The sequence below is a fragment of the Nostoc sp. T09 genome (assembly GCF_002154695.1).
GTDB lineage: Bacteria > Cyanobacteriota > Cyanobacteriia > Cyanobacteriales > Nostocaceae > Aulosira.
Genome location: NZ_MTAV01000004.1, coordinates 20,086 through 44,174, shown reverse-complemented (window position 1 = coordinate 44,174; position 24,089 = coordinate 20,086). Strand labels below are relative to the sequence as shown.

The window sequence follows — 24,089 nt, the reverse complement described above, 5'->3', positions numbered from 1 at the left end:
TTGACCCAAAGCGATACTGGTAGCGTACAGCCAATTTATGCAATCTTTGCTTTTTCTATGATTTAAAAAGCCCGTGACGAGGATTGAACTCGTGACCTCACCCTTACCAAGGGTGTGCTCTACCACTGAGCCACACGGGCAAAATCTAACTTTTATTTTTAGTTAAGAGCTATAATGCTGTGAACTTTACCATTCTCTCAGCAATTATAACTCATAACTCTGAAGTGGTGGGCCGGGCTGGATTTGAACCAGCGTAGGCGTAAACCAACGGATTTACAGTCCGTCTCCATTAACCACTCGGACACCGACCCATTTGTCTCACGATTTACAATAGTAGCACCAAGTTTTAGAAATCGCAATGATTTTAGAAAAATTATTTTGGCTAAACTGGGTTTTGTGAGGAAACCCAGTTCACAAGACTAACTCAGGAGTTCACCTGTTTCTTGCAAGGAATGCAAGCGGCGGTAAATACCTTGTTGGCGCAAAAGTTCATCGTGGCTACCGACTTCCACAATTCTTCCCTGATCTAGAACGACAATCTTGTCGGCTTCTCGCACTGTACTCAGACGATGAGCAATGATGATTGTGGTGCGAGTTCCTTGAATTGATCGCATCGCTAATTGAATGGAACGCTCAGACTCGTAATCTAGGCTGGAGGTAGCTTCGTCAAAAACTAGTACGTCTGGTTCTACCAGCAACGCCCTCGCAATTCCCAAGCGTTGTCTTTGTCCACCAGATAATCTCACACCACGTTCTCCCACAACGGTGTAATAACCTTGGGGTAGGTTTTGTAGCACTTCATCAACTCTGGCAATCTTGCAGGCTTCCTGAACCTGCTCAAAACTGGCGTTTGGTCTGCCATAGGTGAGATTATCTAACAAAGTTCCGTTGAAGACATCGACTTCTTGGTGAACGATCGCCAATCTCCGCCTGTAATTACCTACATCTAATGTGCGAATATCTTGGCCATCAATCAGAATTTGACCAGATTGGGGTTCAAAATATCGCAATAATAGTTTCACGAAAGTAGATTTACCAGAACCAGAACGCCCGACTAAGGCCACTGTTTGGTATGGCTCAATCAGTAAGTTGATATCTTGCAAAACTAGACGATTGGCATCATACCCAAAACTTACGTGAGATAGTTCTATTTTGCCAGTAAATTGATAAGGTGATTCTGCCTGATATTCAACATTTAGTAAACCATCTGCATCAGAGCCAATTGGCTCTTGCAAAAATTCATGAAACCGTAACATTGAAGAATAGCGACGCGCAAAAACTTCTGCCAAGTTGCTGATAGGTTCCAACTCAGCATAGGCCATACTAGAAAGAGTTAAGGTCATCACAAAATGACCAAGGGAAATCTTACCGCCTACTGTTGCTGCTAAAGTTAAACCCAGTATGCTAAACACACAAAACTGAATTACAGTTTTCTGCCAAGTCAGCAGGTGAATATAACCTTTGTGGATGCGATAGTCAACTACAGCGAATTCCCGATCTAAACGTTGTTTTTGCCGCTTTAGTTCTTTGGCTTCCGTAGCAAATGCTTTCACTGTTTTGATATTAGTGATCAGTTCGGAAGTGCGACTTTCAGTGTTTTCCATGTACTTATCCAAACGGCTTTCGTACCAAATAAGCCGTTTTAACTCTTTCAAGCTAAAGCTAAGAATAATTACAAAAGAAATCAGATATAAAGTCGCAATTCGCCAATCAATCAACAAAATAAACACAAAAATTCCCAGGACTCGCATTAGTTTGGGAATTAACTGTCCGGCAATTTCAGGATATGTCCATGTATGGTTAGAAACGCCTCTTGCTACTCTGCCAGCAATACGTCCAGGGTTATTTTCATCATAAAATTCCAGTGGGAGAGTGAGAATTTTGGCTATGGCTGTTTGACTTTTTTCTCGACGTGCTCTTAATGGTATATCCCAGTGAAACCAATTAGCTAACCAAGGTTGTGTTGGCGCTTTTACAACAGTTACAACAAAAATGATGCTAAGTAATACACCTAAGGACAGTTGTTGATTAACTGGGTAATTAATAAGTTGAGAAAAATTTGCGATCGCTCCTGCTAGTGGTTTGTCCAATGGTTGACCAGACAAGACATTTAAAATTTGTCCGATAGCATAAGGTACAACCAAATCAGTAATTTCGTAAATGCTGGATGCTGTAATACTGAATACACTCAGCCCCCAGTAGGGACGAAAATAATGTATAATATCTCGAAATTTGGCCATGATGCACTCTTTCCAAGAGCGTAAGCTTGAGCTTGGAATCTTTATACTACATACGTAATACAATGTAGTCAAGCTCTACACCTCTAAATCATCCTTAGGGAGTAGTTGGTAATTTAGAAGGAAAAAATTCTAGGCGATAGCGATAAAGCGCAACAGGTTTAGAGCCTGCGGCAAAGTAATCTGGATCTTGAGGTGAAAGGTAAACAGCAGTAACTTGATCTGCTTCTATGGCTGGATTAGATATAGAAAGTTGATGGTAGGCAGTAGTAGATTCTACAGAGTTGAAATAAGGACGAGAACCACCTTTAAAAAGTTGTTGAAACACTTCTGTAGTAATGAATTTCCCATCAGAAGTCGTTTCTGTAGCACGTGCTGTAACAACAGAAACTAGTTGCCGTTCTCCACGCAACAACGTAATCTGGCGATTAGGCGAATCTGGATCTACTTTTACCGATAGCACCGCTTCATCTCCTAAATAAGCTCGTGCTAAATTCAAGCTATTAAACGCTCTATCTGCGACTAATAGTGATAATTTGTTATCTATCTTTGGAAGTATTTTTAGTATGGAAATAGGTGATTTCTCTGGAATAAATCTGACTAAAAAACTTATAGGCTGATTGAGTTGTTTACGGTTAGCTTCAAATCCAGGTGTTACTATATTTGGTGCTAAAGGCGCAACCAAATCCACTAATGTACTTGTAACCTGCCAAGAACCTGCCATCCACTCAGGATAAGCTAAATCGCCGGCAGCAGGTTGCACAGAAGTTAATTTTTCCCATTGCGGAAAATTGCTCAATCTTTCAGACAATTCCCCCGCAGTAGCATTTCCATTCCACCCAAATACCAACAAAGCAACCAAGCAAAAACTCCAAATCGCCCTCATAGCAAGCAATTGATTTTTCCTCAAGCAAAAATTTATCTACAGAATAATTGTGTTGCATTTTGTTGACTCAAGTGACAAAAATGCAAGCAAACATAACTTATCAGTTGTAATCCCACTCGATATGCAAATATAAAAGCCCTGTGTTTAGTATTATGTAATACACAAAGTTATATACAAAAAAGTAATGGTTTATTATTTGAAAAGTAAATTAATAATAGTGTAAAATCCGGTAAAATACTGATTGACTGATTTTCGGGTGCGTAATACCTGGTGCAATTGCTTTGTGAATTGCATCATTGCGAAAAAATAGTTACGTAAAAATTTTCAAAGCAGACTAGAACTACTAATGTGCTTCCAGAATATATTTGCACTGCTGATATCAGTGTGGGCAATTCCGATTGTCTTCACCCATATAGAAAGCAGCTCTGCAATTATCTCAACGGCTATAGAACTATCATCCTTGCGGAGGTTTAGATGGAAATCCTACGCATTGCGATCGCAGGTAGCGTAGGTGCAGGGAAAACGAGCCTTATTCGCAGTATCAGTGAAATTGAAGTCGTTGATACCGATAAAAGAAGCACAGATGAAATAGCGCTATTAAAGGCTAAAACTACGGTAGCGCTAGACTTTGGGCTGTTCACCATAGTACCTAATCAATTACTTTACCTTTATGGCACACCAGGACAACCCCGATTTGACTTTATGTGGGACATCCTCATTCGCCAGGTTCAAGCTTGCATCGTGCTTGTAGATGCACATCGCCCAGAACATTTCCACTATGGGAGTCAGATTCTCAACTTTGTTAACCAAAGGGTGCAAATTCCTGTACTTATAGGGCTAACTCACATGGACTGTCCCAATGCGGGGAAACCAGAAGATATTGCGATCGCTTTGGGATTGCACAATGCAACCAAAAAACCACCAGTAATAGTTGTGAATCCTACTCAAAAAGCTTCAATTACAGAGGCTTTCAAGGTACTTATCTCAGAAATGATGAAACCCTCAATATTGTAGTCAGCAGATGAGCCTCAATGCATTTGGGCAATATCCTCAAGCTACTTCCAAGGACATTTAGCCAAATGTTCATGGATGGGAAAACCTCTACTTTGGCAATAAATTCACACACAACTAATCAGCAACTTTTACCAACAATTACTGAGGAAAAAAACATGATAAACATTTCAATGTTACAGCAGGTTCTACAAGAATTTGTTAGCGGTACATCTAACATTCAAGGTGCAGCTTTGGTAAGTCCCGATGGTCTGGCTTTGGCTTCTGTACTACCTGCTGAGATGGATGAAGACCGTACTGCTGCTATGTCAGCGGCTATGCTTTCCTTAGGTGAACGTATAGGTAGCGAATTAGTGCGCGGGACTATTGACCGGATTGTTGTTGAAGGCGAAAAAGGCTATGGGATTGTAGTTAGTTGTGGTTCCGATGCTGTTTTATTAGTTTTAGCTAACGCTGCTGTTAAACAAGGTTTATTGTTTCTAGAAATTAAACGCGCTGTTGCTCAAATTACGCCTTTAGTAGCTTAGTCAATCAATTTTGGATTTTAGATTTCGGATTTTAAATTGGGAAATTCTCCAATCCAAAATTTAAAATTCGGTCAATAAAGTTTTGGATTTTGAAATCTAGGCATTTATGAGAACTGGGGAGAAGAATTGGTGATGTTGCGTCCTACTTTGGGAGATTTTAGCAGTATTGTCTGCTTTAAAGCAGCAATTTCGGGTATGGAAGAAGCTTTGGGAGAAAAAGCCACTGCGATCGCTTTGACTGCGGCAGGTCGTAGTCGTGGTAAACACTTAGCAAAAGAACTAGGCTTAGTAAATACAACCTTATCCTTGGATGATGTAGCCTATAAACTAGGGTTAGCCTTAGGTAAAGATGGTACTCACTTGTGTATCATTGACCAAATCAAGCAAGAAGGCGATGCTATCAAAATTTTTACCTCAGAAACCTTATGCTCTGCTGGAGAAGCTCAAGGTTCAAGCCGTAAATGTACTTATACCCTTGGTGCTGTTTGGGGAGCGCTAGAACTGGCAATTGGTAAACGATTCATGGGTAAACAAATAGAATCTGTGCTACGTGGTGGCAGCCATGATGTATTTGAGTTTACTGAATTTTAAGATTGGTGGCAAATAAAAAATTAGGCAGAGGGTATAAATATTTATGCTCTCTGCCCAATTCCCACAATTAAATCTCGGCTGGTAAAGGTTGCCAAACTTCTCCATACTTATCTTTCAGGGCTTGCCAAGCCTCCACCTGACCTGGTTCATATTCTCCTGGCTTCCCCCATTGCAAGAATAAACTTAAAGCAGACTCCTGTTTCTCATCTAAAAAGCGGATAGCATAAGTCGTAAAGTTACCCCTTTTTGCTTCACCTGTTTCAAATTTCACTTGCGTAATTTTGTCCATATTCAAGTGAAACTCAAAATTTTCGGTGTGCATATTCGCATATTTACCCTTGGGTAACTCTGCATAAAATAGCTTTTCTAGCTTGCTTCTTACTTCTAAGACACCAGCGCTACTAGTGACAATTACACGCAAAGTTCCTAAGTTTTCGCAAGCTGCTAAAAATTCATTTAATGTTGTGGTCATTTGTCCTTTGTCCTTTGTCATTGGTCATTTGTCATTTGTCATTTGTCATTTGTTCTTGGACATTAGCCAATGATTCTTGACTATTTCTCATATTGTTCGTAAGCAGCGACGATGCGCTGAACTAGGGGATGACGCACGACATCTTTTTGGGAGAATTCACAAAAAGCAATGCCTTCAACGTTTTTTAAGACGTGCAAAGCCACTGCTAAACCTGATTGTTGGTTGATTGGTAAATCAGTTTGTGTCATGTCACCTGTAATTACCATACGCGAACGGAAGCCCAAACGAGTCAAAACCATTTTTATTTGAGCAGGTGTGGTATTTTGGGCTTCATCTACAATCACAAAAGCATTATTCAGGGTACGTCCCCGCATATAGGCTAGTGGCGCGACTTCAATTACACCGCGTTCCATTAAATTAGGGACTTTCTCTGGATCGATAAATTCATTGATGGCATCGTAAAGTGGGCGGAGATAGGGATTCACTTTCTGTTGCAAATCTCCAGGTAAAAAGCCGAGCTTTTCGCCAGCTTCGACGGCAGGACGAGTTAAAATTAGCTTCTCAAACTGGTTGGCGAGGAGTGCTTGAACGGCGACAACAACAGCGAGAAAAGTCTTCCCAGTCCCAGCAGGCCCAGTGCAAAAGGTGAGGTCACTCTTGCGTAGGACATCAATGTACTTTTGCTGTTTAAAAGTTTTGGCACGAATTTCTTCACCCCGTCGAGTTCTGGCGAGGATGTCTCGCTGTAAATCTTGCAGTTCCCCTTCTCGATGAGTATCTAGGGCTTGACGGGCTGTGGAAATATCGGCGCTGGAGATATTATTACCTTTAATCCAGAGGTCTTCAAGCGATCGCACTAATCGCGAAGCTAAATCAATTTGCTTTGGTGTTCCGGAAATATGTAAGTCCTGTCCGCGTAGCACCAAGCTGGCCCCTGTTTGCTGGGATAGGAGTTTGAGATTTTCTTCTCCATCTCCAGCTAAAGCGATCGCACTGGGAATATTCGGCAGCTCAATTTTGAAGGACTCTGCCATAGTATTTCTTAATTGATGAGGAGTATTTATATAGTTTGGGCAAAACTTAATGGAAATTCTAGTTTTGAATTATCTAAGACTTATGGAATAAAAGTAGAGACACGATTACTCACATCTCTACTTTCTGTAGGTTTGCTTTCAAAATAGTTTCAAACCTGAATTTGCACAATTGATACAGGTTAACCACATTCACCAAAGACACTACTCTGATTTAGTAGCGGACACCTTTGCGTGCGGCTTCCTCTTTGCGCTTGCGTCGTAAACTAGGCTTTTCGTATCTTTCCCGGCGTCTGACTTCTGACAAAATTCCGGCTTTTTGAATTTTCTTTTTAAAACGTCTAAGAGCCGAGTCAATAGACTCGTTCTCACCTAAACGAACTTCGGCCACTCTTTGGTTTCACCTCCTGACAGAGATTATTCAGAGTTGCAAGATGATTTTCATTAAACTACAAGCAATATGGCGATCGCTTCTCTTGATGAGAAACACTCATCTGTTCAATCCTCAAAAGGATTTCGAGCATTTTATAGTGACGCGACGCCTAACGCCACTGATGCCAGATTACCAAATTTGGACGTTTTTTAGCCATTGCTATTTACTAGAATGTCTGAGCGGAGTAGAAACCGCCCAGACTGGCTGTAAAGTTTGAACCTAGCGGGTGCGGGGTTTAGCGATCGGCATGGGTCCGTTTCCGTTTCCGTCTCCACGTCGTTCTCTTGATTTGGGTGGCGGTACTCGCTCTTCCCGGTCTTCATCAAAAGCCGCGCCTTCTCGTGAGGCGCTACTGCCATAGATATCCAGATATACTGATTGTCCAGCAACTTCGGCCGCTGCGGCAATTACCGTGCGAATCGCCTGAATATTGCGTCCTCCCCGACCAAACACTTTCCCTTTATCTGCGCTGTCAAAGGCGATGCGAATCCAAGCCTTTTGGAGGCTCTGAGAAATTTCACAATCGACGCTTAAAGACTCTGGAGATTCTAAAAACGGCTGCACTAAAAACCTTACCAACCCCTCGTAATTGGGGCTGGCTGTGGAAGATTGTTTTTCGGAACTATGATGCGGCTGTTGTGGCACTGACCTGTTCAAAAACATTGGCTTTTACTAGGATGCGACGGACGGTGTCAGTGGGTTGAGCGCCTTGTTGTAGTCGCTTGACGATTCCGGGAATGTCCAATCGTACTTCATCCGTTCTGGGGTTATAGAATCCCAGTTCTTCTAGGGGACGACCATCGCGGCGAGCGAGGTTGTTAATAGCTATAATGCGGTAACTCGCTTCCCGCTTTTTGCCGTATCGCTTCAAGCGCAGTTTGATCATGGTTGAAGAATCGTTCTCCTGTTTGTAGATATTACTTGACAGCAAATGCTGTTTCGCAGAAGTCAAAAGTTAGAAGACATTGTTGCTTAAAGCTTTTGACTTTAATGAGGAAGCACCTTAAATCTACGTATTGCCTATTAATTAAGGCTTAACTTTCTTTAGGCACAATTTTCCACACTGGAAAGCTAATTTTAGCACTTGCTGTGCATTAACTGCTATTAGTCTAGAGTCATTTGTCAGTTGTCTAGGTAAATCACTAATGACAATTGACTAAAGATTGCCGAAGCCTTTCTTTTTTTTCTCCTTCTTTTTCTTTTTCGCGCCAGGGTTGTCAGTGTAACCTCGCCATCCAGGGGCTGCGGGACGATTGCCGGCAAAAGCGTTGGCGTTACCCATACCACCGCCAAACATTCCCGGCATACCTGGAAATTGACCTTGGCCCATTTGCTGCATGAGCGATCGCATTTTTTGGAAATCAGCCACTAATTTACTAACATCAGACTCTTTATAGCCAGCGCCAGTAGCAATCCGCCGTCTGCGGCTGGGAGAACTGGCTAATAGATCGGGGTCTTGGCGTTCTTGGCGAGTCATGGAGTTAATCATGGACTCACAGCGTTTTAGCTGGGTTTCTCCATGCTTTAGCTGGTCATCTGAGAGCTTGTTCATGCCAGGAATCATCTTGATGATGCCTCCCAGCGATCCCATGTTCTTCAGCAGGCGCAATTGCTTGAGAAAGTCGGTGAAGTCAAACTTGGCTGACAGGATTTTCTCCTGCATTTTCTCGGCATCTGCCAAGTCAATTTCTTCTTGGGCTTTTTCTACCAAGGTCAGGACATCACCCATACCCAAAATCCGCGATGCCATCCGGTCTGGGTAAAACGGTTGTAATGCCTCAACTTTCTCACCCACGCCCACAAACTTAATTGGCGCACCAGAGATTTGTCTTACCGATAGTGCCGCACCACCACGGCTATCACCATCCAGCTTGGTAAGAATTGCTCCAGTAATTCCTATCTGCTCGTGGAAGGTGCGGGTAAGATTTGCTGCTTCTTGACCAGTCATGGAGTCCACAACTAGCAAGGTTTCTTGGGGTTGAACTGTGGCTTTAATCTGGGCCAGTTCCGCCATCATGTCTTCGTCAATTTGCAGACGACCAGCCGTATCAATGATTACTGTATTGACACCTTCTGCCCTGGCGCGTTCTACACCTTGGCGAGCAATTTCTACTGGATCTGCGTCGCTTCCCAGTTCAAATACTGGTACGTCAATTTGTTTACCTAACGTCACGAGCTGATCGATAGCCGCTGGGCGATACACGTCTGTCGCCACCAACAAGCAGCTGCGGTCTAATTTACGTAAATGCAAGGCTAACTTAGCAGTAGCCGTAGTTTTACCAGTACCTTGCAACCCAGCCATCAGCACAATGGTAGGCTCTCCCTGCACTTCTGCCAGGGGAACATTTTCCTCCCCCATCACCTGTACCAGTTCATCGTAAACAATTTTGATGAACTGTTGGTCAGGTCGCACGCCAGCGATCACCTCAGATCCCTGTGCCTTGGCTTCGACTTCGGTAATAAAATCTTTGACTACCTGGAGGTTGACATCTGCTTCCAACAAAGCGCGGCGAACTTCTCGCAAAGCGTCTTGAATGTTGGATTGAGAAATTTTATCCTGCCCCCGTAGTTTCTTCCAGGCAGATTCTAAACGGTCAGCTAATGCATCAAACATAATTTCGATTACAGATAGTAAGCCAGTAGGAATTTGGGTAGAGTTTGAACGTGCTATTTACCAGCTTAGTAGTTTTCCCACCGACTTGAGCAACCTAATACCTATCTCTGTTGAGGTGGTTAACCGTCCTTTAGTTGTAAATTTTGATTTTTGAGGAAAAATTCTAGGGTTTGGGTTGTTTCGCTGGTCTTATCCTGGCAAGCATTGCTTTCATTAATCAAGTACAGTGAAGGTAAGAATGGCTATTGTACAGCGAGACTATAGATGACTTATCGCTATGGCTAGCAACACTCTAATCCAACCCGCAGAAATTATTCACCTGTCAGGTATTAGTTGGCAAACTTATGAGAATTTGCTAACTGAACTTAGTGCTAGTCGCCGCCTCAGGCTTACCTATAATCGCGGTACTCTAGAAATTATGGTTCCTTCACCTGAACATGAAAGTTATAAAAAAATCTTGGGTCGATTTGTTGAAACCTTAGCTGAAGAACTACAAGTTAGGATTGAACCTCTTGGTTCTACCACTTTCAAGCGTCCAGACATTAGCGGTGCAGAACCAGATGAATGCTTTTACATTGAAAATATCAATGTAATTAGAGGTAAAAAAAGAATAAATTTAGAGCAAGATCCACCACCCGATTTAGTTGTGGAAATTGATATTACCAGCAGTTCCACAAATCGTTTTGAAGTTTATGCTGATATGGGTGTGCCTGAAATATGGCGATATGATGGCAATTATTTTAATATAAATATATTGCAAAATAAAAAATATATAGCTGTTGATCGGAGTTTAGCTTTCCCAAATTTGCAGCTTTCAGAAATTTCTAATTTTTTACAGCAAGTCGGACAAAAGGATTATTTAGATTTGGTCAGGGAATTTCGCAACTGGGTTAAAAGCCAAATTCAGCAAAATATATGAGCTGATTGCAAACACAGAGACTAAGGCTATCAAACCATAAATAAACACAGATAAATTATCGGTGGGCATCTGTGTTTATCTGTGGTTTCAAAATTAGGAAGCAATCAGTTCTTCGACAGCATCAGCTTTATTGGGTAACGCGGCTGTTAAAACTTCGCTGCCATCTGTTGTAACTAAAACATCATCTTCGATGCGGATTCCTCGCACATCGGCAAATTGCGATAAGCGCTCCCAATTAACTACATTATGATATTTTGAGCTTTGTTTGGCATCATTTAAAATGGCTGGGACTTGATAAAACCCAGGCTCAATTGTAACTAGCATTCCTGGACGCAGGGGACGATTTAAACGGAGGTAGCCTAAGCCAAAGCGATCGCTCCTTTGTCGCCCCTCTTCATACCCTGCTAAATCGCCCAAATCCTCCATATCGTGAACATCCAAGCCTAGGAGATGCCCGATACCGTGGGGGAAAAACAAAGCATGAGCATCTAGTTCTACTAAATCTTGGGCATTTCCTTGTAAAATCCCTAAATCCACTAGCCCCTCAGCAATAACTGTGGCAGCTAAAAGATGAATATCGCCATACTCAACACCAGGACTGATTTTGGCAATACAAGCATCATGGGCTGCTAGCACGACATCATAAATATCTCTTTGGGTAGAGGAAAACTTACCGGAAACAGGCCAAGTACGGGTAATATCAGCAGCCCAACCCGTTTCAGTTTCAGCGCCAACATCAGCCAGCAGTAAATCGCCTGATTGCAGTGGATGGTGATAATGCTCGTTGTGCAAAACTTCGCCGTGGACGGTGACAATACTGTTGTAAGAAGTAGTCATGTTATGGGCAATAATTACACCTTCCATTGCCCCACGAACCTCTGCCTCCCTTCTAGCTTGAGGTGTTGCTGCCATACCCACTTTATGTGCTTCCACACTCACAGCTGCCGCCTTACGTAACTCAGCTAATGCTCCTTCGTCGTGGGTAAGGCGTAAGGAAACAACTGCTTTGGCTAACTCTAAGTCAATTCCTTGGGGTGGATTTTGCGGTAAAACCCATCTATTTAATAGCTGGGATTGCTGTGTCCAAGTAGCCGCATCCTGAACTGCGATCGTGGCTGCGTCTGCCATTAAAAACTCTAATTCTGCCATTGATTTAGCAGCATCTGCCCCAATGATTTGGGCAATTTCCTCACGCTTAGGCATTTCTCCATGCCACAAGGCGCTGCTGGGTTGGGGATCTTCCATGAAGAGTTCTAGCTTCCCCGCCTCCAAGCGAATTGCGGCGTTGGGCAAGGGAAGCCCAGCAAAATAGAGAAAATGGCTGTTAGCCCGAAATGGATACACATTAGCGGCAAAGTTACGCGGACTGCTGCTTCCAGACCAAAGAATTGCAGGAAAATCAATTAGTTGAGCTAGTCGTTGCCGCCGTTGGCTTAAGATATCAACCAGAGAACTGGAGGTGTTGAGGATAACCATAAAATAGAAACTCAAACGCTTTTATTTAATCTTTATCGTCATCGTCTTTATCATCTTTGTCGTCGTCATCTTTTTTGTCGTCGTTATCTTCGTCATTTTGCTGACTCGATTGAGGTTTTTGGTTAGGTTGATTTTTGTACTGTTCTTTTTGTTGCTCAGTTTGATTCAGTGGATTCTGTACTTCAGCACCGCAGCTACTTAATCCTAAAGAAATTATCACTATGTTAAGAGCAGCAAAAATAGCTCCAGTGATTTTTACCCTCAAGTGTTGGTTTTGATTTACCATTGACCTAAACCTTTAAACGCTAGGTTTGCTCATTTCAGAAACATACTAGCTAAATCAGAACCTGAAATAGCCCGTGCTTTTAGTGTATCGATTCAAGAATTGATGGAACTGCTGGAAAAGTATGCGATGTCTACGACAAGCTGCTCCGCGTCTACGTATTTTTTAAGGAATGACTACAAACTCTCTAAAAACTTTTCAACTGAAACACCTGCCTGATTTAAAATACTTTTGAGTGTCCCAACTGCTACAGTCTTTTTGTGTAGTGGAACAACACAACCTATTTCAACAACATCCTGATTTTCATCAATTATCTGCTTTTTCAAAATTATATGGCTTCCCCGTTGTCTCATTTGGATAAATCCTAAACGTTCCAAAGCACGAATAACTTCAGAAGCAGGTACTCGTGGTAGCTTAGGCACTCATTACCTCAAATGTAGTTAACAAACGGGGACTTGATTGCGGAAGCGGAAATTCTTCTAGATAAAGTTCAGTTGCTTCTTTGAGATTAGCAATTGCTGCTTCAATTGTTTCGCCTTGGCTAGCTGTTCCTACTTCTGGACACTCAGCTACGTAGACATCATCTTCCCAATACACAATTGCTGAAAAAGTACGAGTCATAAGCAATCATAATATTTCTACTACTTCAGTTTCTATTATTGAGCAATACCATGCGCTCGCTAAGAGAAATACATAGGTTGTGAGAAGCTGACATTATCCAACTTTGTCTAAGTCTTATATAACGGTGATTCTATGGGACAAATCATTACACAGGTGGATGCTTTCACTGATACACCATTTGCTGGGAATCCTGCTGCTGTTTGTGTTTTACCTGCTCCTCAAAGCGATCGCTGGATGCAGAATGTAGCGCAGGAGATGAATTTATCGGAGACGGCTTTTCTAGTTAAACAGGATGATGGCTTTAATCTGCGCTGGTTTACGCCGACGGTGGAAGTACCACTTTGTGGTCATGCAACCTTAGCTAGTGCCCATGTACTCTGGTCAGAGGCGTATTTGTTACCGGATGAAATTGCCCGTTTCTATACGAAAAGCGGTGTGTTGATTGCCAAACGCCAAGTTAACTGGATTGAGTTAGATTTTCCTGTAAATCACTCCCAAGCAACTGTTGCTCCAGAAGAACTTGGCCAAGCCTTGGGTGTAGAGTGTAAATCTGTTTTCCAGAATTCCTTGGGCTATTTGGTGGAAGTAGAATCTGAAGATTTGGTGCGGCAAATGCAGCCCAATTTTCAACAATTAAAAACGTTACCTGTGTCTAATGTGCTCATCACTAGCCTCACTGATTCTAATTCCAAGTATGATTTTGTTTCTCGCTTTTTTGCGCCAGGATTCGGCATTGATGAAGATCCGGTAACTGGTGCGGCGCATTGTTGTCTTGCTCCCTTCTGGCGCGATCGCTTGGGTAAAGATGAGTTCTTGGCTTATCAAGCATCTAGTCGTGGGGGAGTGGTGAAGGTGCGCTATAGCGGAGGCGATCGCGTCTTTTTAGCTGGACAAGCTGTTACTGTGTTGCGTGGGGAATTAATTACAACAAACAAGCAATAGCTTCAGGTTGTATAGAAATCCGAGCTTATTTGTGAAAATTAAAAGCTACAGATCCCCGAGTTCTTAAAGAAGTCGGGGATCTTGATTATTCTTTATTTGTAACAGACTAATTATTAATATTGAAGCTATGAAATTACTCTATTCTCATGAAAATGGTCAACTCTGGCAAGGAGATGCAATCGAGTGGCTGCGTACTTTAGATACAGAGTCGGTTGATTTAGTTATTGCCGACCCTCCATATAATATAAAAAAAGCAGAGTGGGATACTTTTGAATCTCAAGAAGCTTATATTGAATGGTCTTTAGAGTGGATTGAGCAAGTATCCCGAGTTCTTAAACCTACTGGAAGTTTTTATATTTGTGGTTTCTCGGAAATATTAGCTGATCTAAAATTACCTGCTTCTCGTTTTTTTCAAGGCTGCCGCTGGCTAATTTGGCATTATAAGAACAAAGCTAATTTGTCAAATGATTGGGGACGCTCCCATGAAAGCATTTTACATTTTCGCAAATCAAAATATTTCTACATGGATATCGATAATGTCAGAATATTATATGGAGAACATACTTTAAAATATCCATCCCATCCGCAAGCGATAACTAGTCAGTATGGCAATAATGGTAAGAATAATGGCAAGACATGGAATCCCAACTTAAAGGGAGCTAAACCAAGAGATGTGATAGAAATTCCTACAACTTGTAATGGAATGAATGAAAAAACAAAACATCCTACACAAAAACCAGAAGAACTGATTAGAAAATTTATTCTTGCTTCATCCAAACGACACGATATCGTCATTGACCCTTTTTTAGGTTCAGGTACTACAGCTGTAACTGCTGAACAATTAGGCAGAAGATGGTTAGGATGTGAGATTAATTATGAGTATTTAGAGTTAGCAATTCAAAGGATTAAAGATGCAAATCACATGAGTGATGAAGATTGGTTTTGGTTTGATAGAAAAAATGAAGAACGCAGAAAAAAAATTAGGTAACACTATTTTGAATTAAGATTCCCCACTTCTTGAAAAAGTCAGAAATCTCGGTTATTCAATTTCACAAATAATTATTCTGCGGCACAATGGTTAAAGAAGCTCTTATTTAATTTAAAGAAATGTCCCCTAAACAAACAACTAATAAAAACACGATTCAAGCGTGTGACTGGCCGATTGAACAATTACCTGGATTGAGTCAAGAAGAGCAATCCCAACTGCAAAATTGTGGAATTACAACCACAGGCGCACTAGTTAAACAAGGGAAGACTCTAGAAGCGAGGCTGGCGCTAGCTAATAAATTACAAGTTCACCTTCAATATGTAAACAAATGGATAGCTTTGGCAGATTTGGCACGAATTCCCAGCGTCGGACCGCAATATTGTGGTTTATTATTACATGCAGGTATTGGTTCTGTAGCGCAATTGGCTCAGGTTCCCTCTCACCGATTACACCAACAAATCTTACGTTTGCAAGTAGCAACAATGCAGCGGCGAGATTTGTGTCCAGCGATTGAGCTAGTACAGCAGTGGAGTTACCAAGCGCGACAAATAAGTTAAAAGTCTAATTTTTTGAATTTTGAATTTTTTATTCTTTGGCCAGTACACCATTGAGAAAGATATCAGCAAGTCCTTCTGCCATCTGCTGCATTTCTTGGGGGGAGGCGTCGGGTTCCATGAGAGTATTGTTGGAAAAACCTGCGATCGCAAACATTCCCAAGAATACTTTGGCAACTAATTTGGCATCTGTCTGGCGATAAATGCCTTTATCCATAGCCGTTTGAAAGAAAGCCTCAGCAACATCGGTCATTTTAGTAATGACATCTAATTGAATGCGATCGCGCAAGTCTGGATGAAATTGCACTTCCATAAAACAAACTCGCATCAAATCGACATTTTTGCTCAAATTCCACATGCGGCGGCGCATTACCTGGGCTACAGCCTTATAACTACCCATTTCGCTCAATTCTGTGAGCAAATCTGTGAGAATATCTACCCAGCCAGTAGTTGCTACTTCTACCAAAATCGCCTTTTTATTGGGAAAATGACGAAACAAGGTGCCCTCAGCCACACCTGCGGCCTGTGCTAAGTCGCGGGTAGTAGTGCCATCAAAACCTTGAGAGGCAAACAATTTTTGTGCCGCTTGTAAAATGCGGGTACGTGTCTGCGCTTCTGAGGGGGGAGGAGAATTAAAAACTCGCATAGTAGTTATTGGGAGATCTCCGGAACACGACTTGTAGCATTATTGTCTAACGTCCAGTACAAAAAGCACAGAAAGCTTAATACAAGATTAACGCTCTGTTTCCCAATTAGCTTGTCTCTTAGGTAATGAAACTTTACTTTAATCGCCGCTTATGAATCAGCCCAGGTGCTGCCCAGCAATTTTCTCTTACTCAAAGAAGGTATCTATGATACTTTATCGGCTGTTTGTTACTATCTTAGCGTTGACAATGTTCTGGTGTGGTTTACTACCAGAAGTCGCTTTAGCGCAGACTCAAACGGCACCTCCGGCTCTAAGAGTGCTACCACCTAGCAAAACTCCCACTTCGATTCAACCTTATCTCGATCGAGTGGTTAAGCAGTTAACGGAGTTTCGCCTTGACAATGGTTTGAAATTTATTGTTTTAGAACGACATCAAGCACCAGTAGTTTCCTTCCTGACTTATGCGGATGTTGGAGGTGTGGATGAGCCAGATGGAAAAACTGGTGTAGCCCACTTTCTTGAGCATTTAGCTTTCAAAGGTACAAAGCGTATTGGTACAAAAGACTACAATGCTGAAAAACCATTACTAGAACGCCTGCAACAGTTAGATACCCAAATCAAAGCCGCGAAAGCGAGTGGCAAAAAAGATGAGATAGCCAAGCTGCAAGCAGAGTTTGAACAAGTTGAATTGCAAGCAGCCAAGCTAGCCAAGCAAAATGAAATGGGGCGAATTGTCGAACAAGCAGGAGGTGTAGGTTTAAATGCTAATACTTCTACGGAAGCGACACGTTATTTTTACAGTTTTCCCGCCAATAAATTAGAACTGTGGATGTCGCTGGAATCAGAACGATTTTTAGAACCTGTATTTCGCGAGTTTTATAAAGAAAAAGAGGTGATTTTAGAAGAGCGCCGTTTACGGGTAGAAAATTCACCTATCGGCTTGATGATCGAAAAGTTTATCGATGCAGCTTACCAAGTCCATCCCTACAAGCGACCGGTGATTGGTTATGACCAAGATATCCGTAATCTGACACCAGAAGATGTACAAAAGTTTTTTAACACTTATTATGTACCCAGCAATTTAGCGATCGCTATTGTGGGAGATGTTAACCCAACTGAGGTTAAAAAACTAGCGCAAAACTACTTTGGACGCTTTAGCGCCAAACCAAAAGCTGTTGAGCAAATCTCCACAGAACCAAAACAGTCCCAAACGCGGGAAGTTACTTTGCAGCTACCTTCACAACCTTGGTATCTAGAAGGTTATCACCGTCCGGCGCTTACCCATCCAGATAATGCCGTTTATGAAATCATTGGCAGTTTATTGAGTAATGGACGCACGTCGCGGCTGTATAAATCTTTGGTGGAACAGCAGCGTTTGGCGCTGAGTGCCCAAGGTTTTAGCGGCTTTCCCGGTGATAAGTACCCAAACTTGATGCTATTCTATGCGCTGACATCTCCCGGTCATACGGTTGATGAATTGGCGGTAGCTTTGCGCCAAGAAATTGACAAATTGAAAACTGAGCTTGTGACAGATGCGGAATTGCAGCGAGTGAAAACCCAAGCACGGGCAGGTTTGTTACGCAGTCTCGATTCTAATATGGGGATGGCGCAGCAGTTGTTGGAATATGAGGTGAAAACTGGCTCTTGGCGGAATTTGTTTAAGCAGTTGGATGAAATAGCTGCGGTGACGACTGCTGATATTCAACGGGTAGCAAAGGCATCGTTTACAGCAGAAAATCGCACGATTGGCAAGTTGTTGTCTAAGGGATAAGAAACCAACCGCAAAGACGCAAAGGACGCGAAGAAAGAGACTATGCAACAGTATCAGAGTAAAAGGCAGATGTTATTCAAAATCCAAAATCCAAAATCTAAAATCCAAAATCGGCAGAGGCTGATTTATGCTTTGGTTGTTGCTTTTGCCTTTTTACTTTTAACTTTTAACTTTTCTCAGGCGGCGACAGCAGCAGCCAAACATTACACAGAGTTGCAGTTACCACCGTTACCTGAGATTAAGTTACCCAAGTATGAGCGATTTGTGCTGCAAAATGGCATGGTTGTCTATTTGATGGAGGATCATGAGCTACCGTTGGTGGGTGGTACAGCGTTGCTGAGGACAGGAAGTCGCCTGGAACCAGCAGATAAAGTTGGGTTGGCTGAGTTTACGGGTGAGGTAATGCGGACTGGCGGAACTAAGAAGCATTCGCCTGATGAACTCAACGAGATGTTGGAACAACGAGCAGCTTCGGTAGAAACTGGTATCGGTGAAACATCTGGTAGTGCTAGCTTTGAGGCACTCACGGAAGATTTAGAAACGGTGTTTGGGCTGTTTGCTGAGGTGTTGCGAGAGCCAGTATTTGCTCAAGAAAAGTTGGATTTGGCAAAGACGCAGGAGAAGGGTAGTATTGCTCGTCGCAATGATAATCCTAATTCTATAGCCAGTAGAGAATTTCGCAAATTAATCTATGGGAAAGATAGCCCCTATGCTCGCACAACAGAATATACCTCTGTGGAGCAGATTTCCCGTGCAGATTTGATCGAGTTTTACCAAAAATATTTCTACCCGAATAATATAATTTTGGGGATTTTGGGAGATTTTGATGCGAAGAAAATGCGATCGCTCATTCAAGCGAAGTTAGGCGATTGGCAACCTAACCCCAAACTTGCTAAACCCCAGTTACCACAAGTATCTCAAGCCAAAACTGGTGGAGTCTTTTTTGTCAATCAGCCGCAACTAACTCAAAGTAATATTTACATCGGGCATTTAGGCGGAAAATTAGACAGTCCCGACTATGCAGCCTTGGATGTATTGAATGGCGTCTTAAATGGATTTGGCGGACGCTTATTTAATGAAGTGCGATCGCGTCAAGGTTTAGCTTATTCAGTATACGGTCAATGGAGTCCCCGCTACGATTACCCAGGAGTGTTCATTGCTGGGGGACAGACGCGATCGCAAACAACTGTGCAGTTCGTCAAAGCTTTACAAGCTGAAATTAAACGTATCCAAGCTCAAAGAGTCACACCACAAGAACTGGCTTTTGCTAAGGAGTCTACATTAAATTCCTTTGTCTTCAATTTTGAAGATCCTAACCAAACTATCTCACGGTTGATGCGATATGAATATTACGGCTATCCTGCTGATTTCTTATTTCGCTATCAAAAAGCTGTAGCAGCCACAACAGCAGCCGATGTACAACGGGTAGCAAAACAATACCTCAAACCAGAAAATCTCGTAACTCTGGTGGTGGGAAATCAAACGGCGATTCAACCCCCATTGACTCAGTTAGCAGCACAAGTAACGCCTATAGATGTGACTATTCCCCCTGCACAACCACAGGCAAAAAATTAATCACATAACTTTTTTCTGATTAAGTTGTAACCAAACTATCTATAGAGACGCGTTTCCTCGCGCCTCTATTTTTTATCTGTCGAGGCAAGGGATTAAGTGTTGCTCACCGACTTGGGGCATGGCAGATGGAGGAAAAACAAATGGCCCATACCCCATGCTCATTTTAATAGCTGGTGGTATACAAAGTTTACCAGAACTCCCTTCTCAAGAAATTGTAGATATTGAACCTCTCACAGATGTAGTCGCTCAGAGACAACATTAAAAGACAAAACTCCTGTACTAAAGTCTGTAAAAGTAGTCGTAAAAGATTGATTTTTCCAATGTAATGCCCAACTATAAAAAAGTAACGTGGGGTAGTAAAGCTCTCTACTAATTAAATTTATTAAATATAATTAACTTCCAAATCAATATTTTAGTAGAAAGACATAAAACCTTTAGTTGTGTCTATAAAAGCAACTTAAAAACCTTGATTTTCTAGGTTTAGTCAATAAAAATGAAATCAAGGATTAAACAAAACAAAGTTTAACCCTCTGACAAAAGTTCCTCAAATCATTTTTATTGAAGGAGAAAAATCATGGCTGTTATCAAAATTTCTGAACTACGTCCTGTTGGTTCTGAACTGTTCCAAGATTCCGAAAGCTTTCTCAATGAGCTAAATGAAAAAGAAGCATTGTCATTAGTAGGCGGAGCATTCACCGTTGTAGGTGTGTCATTAACTGCTCAGACTGTTGTTACCGCGAATGGCAATACTATTAATGCCAATACTTTTACTAACGCTAATACAGTTGGATAATCTTTTTATCAGAAATCAAGTCAAGGATTAAACAAAAAAGTTTAATTCTCTAACGAAACTTGCTCGACTCATCTTTATTGAAGGAGAAAAATCATGGCTGTTATCAAAATATCTGAACTACGTCCTGCTGGTTCTGAACTGTTCCAAGATTCCGAAAGTTTCCTCAATGAGCTAAATGAAAAAGAAGCATTGTCATTAGTAGGCGGAGCATATACCGTTGTAGGTGTATCATTAACTGCTCAGACTGTTGTGAGCATTAATGGCAATACTTTCAATGCTAATAGTTTTGGTAACGTTAACACAGTTGGATAGTCTTTTAATCAAAAATCGAGTCAAGAATTAAACTTTTTTGTTTAATTCTAGAACAAAACTTGCTCAATTCATCTTTATTGAAGGAGAAAAATCATGGCTGTTATCAAAATATCTGAACTACGTCCTGCTGGTTCTGAACTATTCCAAGATTCCGAAAGCTTTCTCAATGAGCTAAATGAAAAAGAAGCATTGTCATTAGTAGGTGGAGCATTCACAGTTGTAGGTGTATCTGTAAGTGCTCAGACTGTTGTGAGCATTAATGGTAATAGTATTAACGCTAATACTATTGGTAACGTTAACACAGTTGGATAATCTTTTGTTCTGAAATTAAACAGAGGATTAAGTTTGCTTATTCTTAATCCTCTTATTAAAATTCCTCAAAACATTTAATTTTTCTGAAGGAGAAAGATCATGGCTGTCATCAAAATATCTGAACTACGTCCTGCTGGTTCTGAATTGTTCCAAGATTCTGAAAGCTTCCTGAATGAGCTAAATGAAAAGGAAACCTTGTCATTATTAGGAGGAGCAGTCACCATTATAGGCGCATCATTAAGTTTTCAGACTGTTGTTAGTGTTAATGGCAATAGTATTAATGCTAATACTGCCTTTAATGTTAATACAGTTGGATAATTTTTTAATGTAAGAAAAATCTGCTAAAAAATGCCGATATTTCGCCAACTTTTTCTAGCTTAGTATTCTTAAAGGACAAACACATTTTATTTTTGAAATGCTTACTATCTAAGGATTGCACTCATGAATTTTAATTGGAAGTTCTGAAACCTTTAATGGGAAATGCGGACGGAATTGAGATGTGTTTGCCCTGCATTGTAATTGATTAAATATCATAAGGAGAAAACCAAATGCCCAATATCAGAATTTCGGAACTATATCCTCTTGGCTCTGATTTGTTTCAAGATTCAGAAAGTTTTCTCAATGAAATGACCAATGATGAGATAGAGGGTCTCAGAGGCGGAGGATTAGTGATCACAGGTGTCTACGTAAATACGGTTAATATAAATACCCTCTTTAGCGCTAATAGCAACACAGTTAATGCAAATACAATAGGCAATTATAATAGTAGATAGTAAAATCGAAATTTCATTTATGCTAAACAATGTAGCTTTTCCTGAATGTTTTAAGGCTTTATCTGTCAATATTTATCTGAAGCATAAGCGCTTTAGAAAAGCTACTTTCTTACCTATCTACTTCACAAGTTTAATGAAGTAAGTCGACGCCAAAAGATTAATCTATGTAACGAAATGTAAAAGTCACGTATAATTTAGAAATACGTAATTGCTCAGTTTTACAAATATAAACGTAGATTTTTTAGAGTGTGTAGGCTTACTTGAGCCGCTGAACGTAAAAAATTATTAGACATAACTCCAGTAATTATGTCTAATAATTTAATCTCTGGTATTTGACTTTTAGGCTTATAAGAGATGAAAATAATAATTAATGTTTTCAACATAAGTATAGATTTTTCCAATTAAATAAATTAGAGAAAATCATTTTAATGAGAGTTATTATATCAACTTGCTTTACATTAGGAGCGAGCAATGGATATCCCAAACCTTGAAAACCTGTCTAACAATGGCTCTATTCTGTTTCAAGATTCTGAAACATTTCTCAACGATTTAACAGAGAATGAAATAAATTCTGTAAAAGGAGGGGTTATTAATACAGGAACATTTCTTGAATTAATTCCCAGCGAATTTTTAAACTTATTAGCAATACCTGGTGAACAAAATGCAATAGCCAGTAACGATCAAACTGTTAATGGTCAGACTTTTAATGCTCGCACAGCTAGTAACATAAATACATCTCCATAGCCACTGATAAAATCATTAGGCATATATTTATATTGAGTTCAAGGAGAGTAATGACTAAACTCAATATATGTTTATGTAAATAAATTCAGATAAATCAACTTAACTAGTGAGGATTGTGCATGGGGAATTAGATGCTAATAATTAATACGCGGATCTAGCTTAAAAAGAGGGCAGAGGACAAGAAGACAAATAGTAAATATGTTCATGCCCTCGTCTTAGACACATTTAGTAGTAGGTATCAATCTTGAAAATAAGGATTTGAGGAACATAAATGTAGCTACCAAATTCATTTATCTGAGTTCTTGATACCTCATTTAAAATGGCTACTTAAAATACTACTTACCAGTAGATTTAATTAGAAAAATTGACAGACATTATTAAATATTAATTATTGAATTATGGCATTTTCTTTGAGTTCTCAAAACATTTTTGATTATCTAATTAAGCATGGTCTTTGTACACCAGAAGAGCAAGATAACAGCAAAATTGAACCGAAATACGCCAAAAATTTTAATTTATTGCTGACTCTCGTAAACGAACGTAAACTTCTGATAAAACAAGAACCTCTTAACCAAGAACGAAAAGCATCTGGTGAATTTTTACGAGAATGGCAAATTCAAGAATTTGTTCAGAAAATTCCTGAATTAAGACAAATGCGCGACTGGATATCAGAAGGATTTCATTTTAATCCAGATGATTCCATTATTATTTTTAATTACCTGGAGAACTATCGTGATGTGATGGCTTTCCATATAAAGGAAAATATTTTTCCTACAGAGATAGCCTCTGCTATAGGCAGAATCTTAGCCAGCATCCATAGCTTAACTTTCAATCATAAAGATTATCAAGCTTTTTTTACTCAAGAACAGGTAAATGAATGCTCTGAAAACCTTCCTCATTTAGTTAAAAATTTAGGACGGATTGGTCCAGAAATTTTTGGTTCGGTTCCCGCTGATGGACTGAAATTCTTTTCCCTGTATCAACGATATGACAGTTTAGGTCAAGCTATAGCCGAACTGGGGAATTCTTTAAAACCCAGTTGTTTAACACACAATGACCTGAAATTAAATAATATCCTTTTGGCTGATGATTGGGAACAAGGTGTTGGCAATAGCACGATACGATTGATTGATTGGGAAAGGTGCAGTTGGGGAGATCCAGCTTTTGATTTAGGTACGCTCATTGGTAGCTATCTGCACATCTGGCTGAGTAGCATGATTACTGGCAAAACCATGAGCATCGATGAATCCTTGCGGATGGCAACAACACCCTTAGAGATAATACAACCTTCTATTGCTGCTTTAGCGATCGCATATTTAAATCAGTTTCCAGAAATCTTACAGCATCGTCCTGATTTTTTACAGCGAGTCGTACAGTTTGCTGGTTGGAATTTGATTATCGCTATTCAATCAACCCTGCAATATCAAAAATCTTTTGGTAATACGGGTATCTGTATGCTGCAAGTGGCTAAGTCTTTGTTATGCCGTCCAGAAGCATCGATTCCCACAATTTTTGGGATGCAAGCATCAGAACTTACCTCTACAAGCTTATCTCCCGTTTAGAAAAGGGTATTTTTCC

Annotated in this window: 29 protein-coding genes and 2 tRNA genes; 16 read left to right on the top strand and 15 right to left on the bottom strand. The window is 40.7% G+C overall.

Annotated elements, in window-relative coordinates; genetic code table 11:
* Positions 1–68: 68 nt before the first annotated feature.
* The 4 genes from BV372_RS02715 to BV372_RS02700 form a co-directional block, all read right to left on the bottom strand.
* Positions 69–140 (bottom strand) — tRNA-Thr (locus BV372_RS02715).
* Positions 141–225: 85 nt separating this feature from the next.
* Positions 226–311, bottom strand: a tRNA-Tyr gene (locus BV372_RS02710).
* Positions 312–419: 108 nt separating this feature from the next.
* Positions 420–2,240, bottom strand: coding sequence for an ABC transporter ATP-binding protein (locus BV372_RS02705; protein ID WP_086682898.1), 1,821 nt, complete (start codon positions 2,238–2,240; stop codon positions 420–422).
* A 94-nt stretch (positions 2,241–2,334) separates the two neighbouring features.
* The gene (locus tag BV372_RS02700) at positions 2,335–3,132 is read right to left on the bottom strand and encodes a DUF6816 family protein (RefSeq protein WP_086682895.1); all 798 of its coding nucleotides are present in this window, start codon (positions 3,130–3,132) and stop codon (positions 2,335–2,337) included.
* 465 nt (positions 3,133–3,597) lie between these two features.
* Here BV372_RS02700 and BV372_RS02695 point away from each other — a divergent pair, with 465 nt between their 5' ends.
* From BV372_RS02695 to BV372_RS02685, 3 genes are all read left to right on the top strand, one after another.
* On the top strand, positions 3,598–4,137 hold the full coding sequence (locus tag BV372_RS02695) for an ATP/GTP-binding protein (protein ID WP_086682892.1): 540 nt from the start codon (positions 3,598–3,600) through the stop codon (positions 4,135–4,137).
* A 17-nt stretch (positions 4,138–4,154) separates the two neighbouring features.
* Positions 4,155–4,661, top strand: a complete 507-nt coding sequence (locus BV372_RS02690) for a roadblock/LC7 domain-containing protein (RefSeq protein ID WP_086682889.1) — start codon at positions 4,155–4,157, stop codon at positions 4,659–4,661.
* 132 nt (positions 4,662–4,793) lie between these two features.
* On the top strand, positions 4,794–5,252 hold the full coding sequence (locus tag BV372_RS02685; RefSeq protein WP_086682885.1) for a hydrocarbon-binding protein: 459 nt from the start codon (positions 4,794–4,796) through the stop codon (positions 5,250–5,252).
* A gap of 67 nt (positions 5,253–5,319) precedes the next feature.
* On the opposite strand, the gene BV372_RS02680 is transcribed toward BV372_RS02685, so the two are convergent.
* The 3 genes from BV372_RS02680 to rpsU form a co-directional block, all read right to left on the bottom strand.
* Positions 5,320–5,724: a ChuX/HutX family heme-like substrate-binding protein gene (locus tag BV372_RS02680; RefSeq protein ID WP_086683027.1), complete on the bottom strand. Its 405-nt coding sequence runs from the start codon at positions 5,722–5,724 to the stop codon at positions 5,320–5,322.
* 80 nt (positions 5,725–5,804) lie between these two features.
* Positions 5,805–6,758: a PhoH family protein gene (locus BV372_RS02675; RefSeq protein WP_086682882.1), complete on the bottom strand. Its 954-nt coding sequence runs from the start codon at positions 6,756–6,758 to the stop codon at positions 5,805–5,807.
* Positions 6,759–6,969: 211 nt separating this feature from the next.
* Positions 6,970–7,146 carry a 30S ribosomal protein S21 gene (gene rpsU / locus BV372_RS02670; RefSeq protein WP_086682879.1) on the bottom strand — a complete coding sequence of 59 codons (177 nt, stop codon included), beginning with the start codon at positions 7,144–7,146 and terminating at the stop codon, positions 6,970–6,972.
* A gap of 43 nt (positions 7,147–7,189) precedes the next feature.
* Here rpsU and BV372_RS34975 point away from each other — a divergent pair, with 43 nt between their 5' ends.
* Positions 7,190–7,405 (top strand): hypothetical protein, encoded by a 216-nt coding sequence (locus BV372_RS34975; protein WP_143844947.1) that lies wholly within the window; start codon positions 7,190–7,192, stop codon positions 7,403–7,405.
* 2 nt (positions 7,406–7,407) lie between these two features.
* Here the strand turns inward: BV372_RS34975 and BV372_RS02665 are convergent, their stop codons facing one another.
* From BV372_RS02665 to ffh, 3 genes are all read right to left on the bottom strand, one after another.
* On the bottom strand, positions 7,408–7,851 hold the full coding sequence (locus BV372_RS02665) for a KH domain-containing protein (protein WP_086682876.1): 444 nt from the start codon (positions 7,849–7,851) through the stop codon (positions 7,408–7,410).
* The gene (rpsP, locus tag BV372_RS02660; protein ID WP_086682871.1) at positions 7,811–8,074 is read right to left on the bottom strand and encodes a 30S ribosomal protein S16; all 264 of its coding nucleotides are present in this window, start codon (positions 8,072–8,074) and stop codon (positions 7,811–7,813) included. Before rpsP ends, BV372_RS02665 begins: the two co-directional genes overlap by 41 nt.
* 270 nt (positions 8,075–8,344) lie before the next feature.
* A complete protein-coding gene (gene ffh / locus BV372_RS02655; protein ID WP_086682868.1) occupies positions 8,345–9,802 on the bottom strand; it encodes a signal recognition particle protein in 1,458 nt (485 codons plus the stop codon).
* Between the two features lie 277 nt (positions 9,803–10,079).
* Here ffh and BV372_RS02650 point away from each other — a divergent pair, with 277 nt between their 5' ends.
* A complete protein-coding gene (locus tag BV372_RS02650) occupies positions 10,080–10,721 on the top strand; it encodes a Uma2 family endonuclease (RefSeq protein ID WP_086682865.1) in 642 nt (213 codons plus the stop codon).
* A 93-nt stretch (positions 10,722–10,814) separates the two neighbouring features.
* On the opposite strand, the gene BV372_RS02645 is transcribed toward BV372_RS02650, so the two are convergent.
* The 4 genes from BV372_RS02645 to BV372_RS02630 all read right to left on the bottom strand — a co-directional run bounded on the left by BV372_RS02645 (position 10,815) and on the right by BV372_RS02630 (position 13,101).
* Positions 10,815–12,197 (bottom strand): aminopeptidase P family protein, encoded by a 1,383-nt coding sequence (locus BV372_RS02645; protein WP_086682862.1) that lies wholly within the window; start codon positions 12,195–12,197, stop codon positions 10,815–10,817.
* Between the two features lie 25 nt (positions 12,198–12,222).
* A complete protein-coding gene (locus tag BV372_RS02640) occupies positions 12,223–12,483 on the bottom strand; it encodes a hypothetical protein (protein WP_086682859.1) in 261 nt (86 codons plus the stop codon).
* A 173-nt stretch (positions 12,484–12,656) separates the two neighbouring features.
* Entirely contained in the window at positions 12,657–12,902 is a 246-nt protein-coding gene (locus BV372_RS02635) for a type II toxin-antitoxin system HicA family toxin (protein ID WP_086682856.1), read from the bottom strand.
* Complete coding sequence (locus BV372_RS02630; protein ID WP_086682853.1) at positions 12,895–13,101, bottom strand: type II toxin-antitoxin system HicB family antitoxin; 207 nt, start codon at positions 13,099–13,101, stop codon at positions 12,895–12,897. Before BV372_RS02630 ends, BV372_RS02635 begins: the two co-directional genes overlap by 8 nt.
* Before the next feature lie 132 nt (positions 13,102–13,233).
* Here BV372_RS02630 and BV372_RS02625 point away from each other — a divergent pair, with 132 nt between their 5' ends.
* From BV372_RS02625 to BV372_RS02615, 3 genes are all read left to right on the top strand, one after another.
* Complete coding sequence (locus BV372_RS02625; protein ID WP_086682850.1) at positions 13,234–14,043, top strand: PhzF family phenazine biosynthesis protein; 810 nt, start codon at positions 13,234–13,236, stop codon at positions 14,041–14,043.
* A 127-nt stretch (positions 14,044–14,170) separates the two neighbouring features.
* Positions 14,171–15,031 carry a site-specific DNA-methyltransferase gene (locus BV372_RS02620; protein ID WP_086682846.1) on the top strand — a complete coding sequence of 287 codons (861 nt, stop codon included), beginning with the start codon at positions 14,171–14,173 and terminating at the stop codon, positions 15,029–15,031.
* Positions 15,032–15,150: 119 nt separating this feature from the next.
* The gene (locus BV372_RS02615) at positions 15,151–15,588 is read left to right on the top strand and encodes a DUF4332 domain-containing protein (RefSeq protein ID WP_086682843.1); all 438 of its coding nucleotides are present in this window, start codon (positions 15,151–15,153) and stop codon (positions 15,586–15,588) included.
* 28 nt (positions 15,589–15,616) lie between these two features.
* On the opposite strand, the gene BV372_RS02610 is transcribed toward BV372_RS02615, so the two are convergent.
* Positions 15,617–16,231, bottom strand: a complete 615-nt coding sequence (locus BV372_RS02610) for a TetR/AcrR family transcriptional regulator (RefSeq protein ID WP_086682840.1) — start codon at positions 16,229–16,231, stop codon at positions 15,617–15,619.
* A 205-nt stretch (positions 16,232–16,436) separates the two neighbouring features.
* Here BV372_RS02610 and BV372_RS02605 point away from each other — a divergent pair, with 205 nt between their 5' ends.
* The 8 genes from BV372_RS02605 (at position 16,437) to BV372_RS02565 (ending at position 24,073) form a co-directional block, all read left to right on the top strand.
* A complete protein-coding gene (locus tag BV372_RS02605; protein ID WP_086682837.1) occupies positions 16,437–18,002 on the top strand; it encodes a pitrilysin family protein in 1,566 nt (521 codons plus the stop codon).
* A 42-nt stretch (positions 18,003–18,044) separates the two neighbouring features.
* On the top strand, positions 18,045–19,577 hold the full coding sequence (locus BV372_RS02600; RefSeq protein ID WP_086682833.1) for a pitrilysin family protein: 1,533 nt from the start codon (positions 18,045–18,047) through the stop codon (positions 19,575–19,577).
* A 574-nt stretch (positions 19,578–20,151) separates the two neighbouring features.
* The gene (locus BV372_RS02595) at positions 20,152–20,370 is read left to right on the top strand and encodes a hypothetical protein (RefSeq protein WP_086682830.1); all 219 of its coding nucleotides are present in this window, start codon (positions 20,152–20,154) and stop codon (positions 20,368–20,370) included.
* 93 nt (positions 20,371–20,463) lie between these two features.
* On the top strand, positions 20,464–20,682 hold the full coding sequence (locus BV372_RS02590; RefSeq protein ID WP_086682827.1) for a hypothetical protein: 219 nt from the start codon (positions 20,464–20,466) through the stop codon (positions 20,680–20,682).
* Positions 20,683–20,775: 93 nt separating this feature from the next.
* On the top strand, positions 20,776–20,994 hold the full coding sequence (locus BV372_RS02585; RefSeq protein WP_086682823.1) for a hypothetical protein: 219 nt from the start codon (positions 20,776–20,778) through the stop codon (positions 20,992–20,994).
* A gap of 99 nt (positions 20,995–21,093) precedes the next feature.
* Complete coding sequence (locus tag BV372_RS02580) at positions 21,094–21,312, top strand: hypothetical protein (protein WP_086682820.1); 219 nt, start codon at positions 21,094–21,096, stop codon at positions 21,310–21,312.
* Positions 21,313–22,238: 926 nt separating this feature from the next.
* Positions 22,239–22,511, top strand: a complete 273-nt coding sequence (locus BV372_RS02570) for a hypothetical protein (protein WP_086682814.1) — start codon at positions 22,239–22,241, stop codon at positions 22,509–22,511.
* A gap of 398 nt (positions 22,512–22,909) precedes the next feature.
* Positions 22,910–24,073 carry a phosphotransferase gene (locus BV372_RS02565; protein ID WP_179197949.1) on the top strand — a complete coding sequence of 388 codons (1,164 nt, stop codon included), beginning with the start codon at positions 22,910–22,912 and terminating at the stop codon, positions 24,071–24,073.
* The last annotated feature ends 16 nt before the right edge of the window (positions 24,074–24,089 follow it).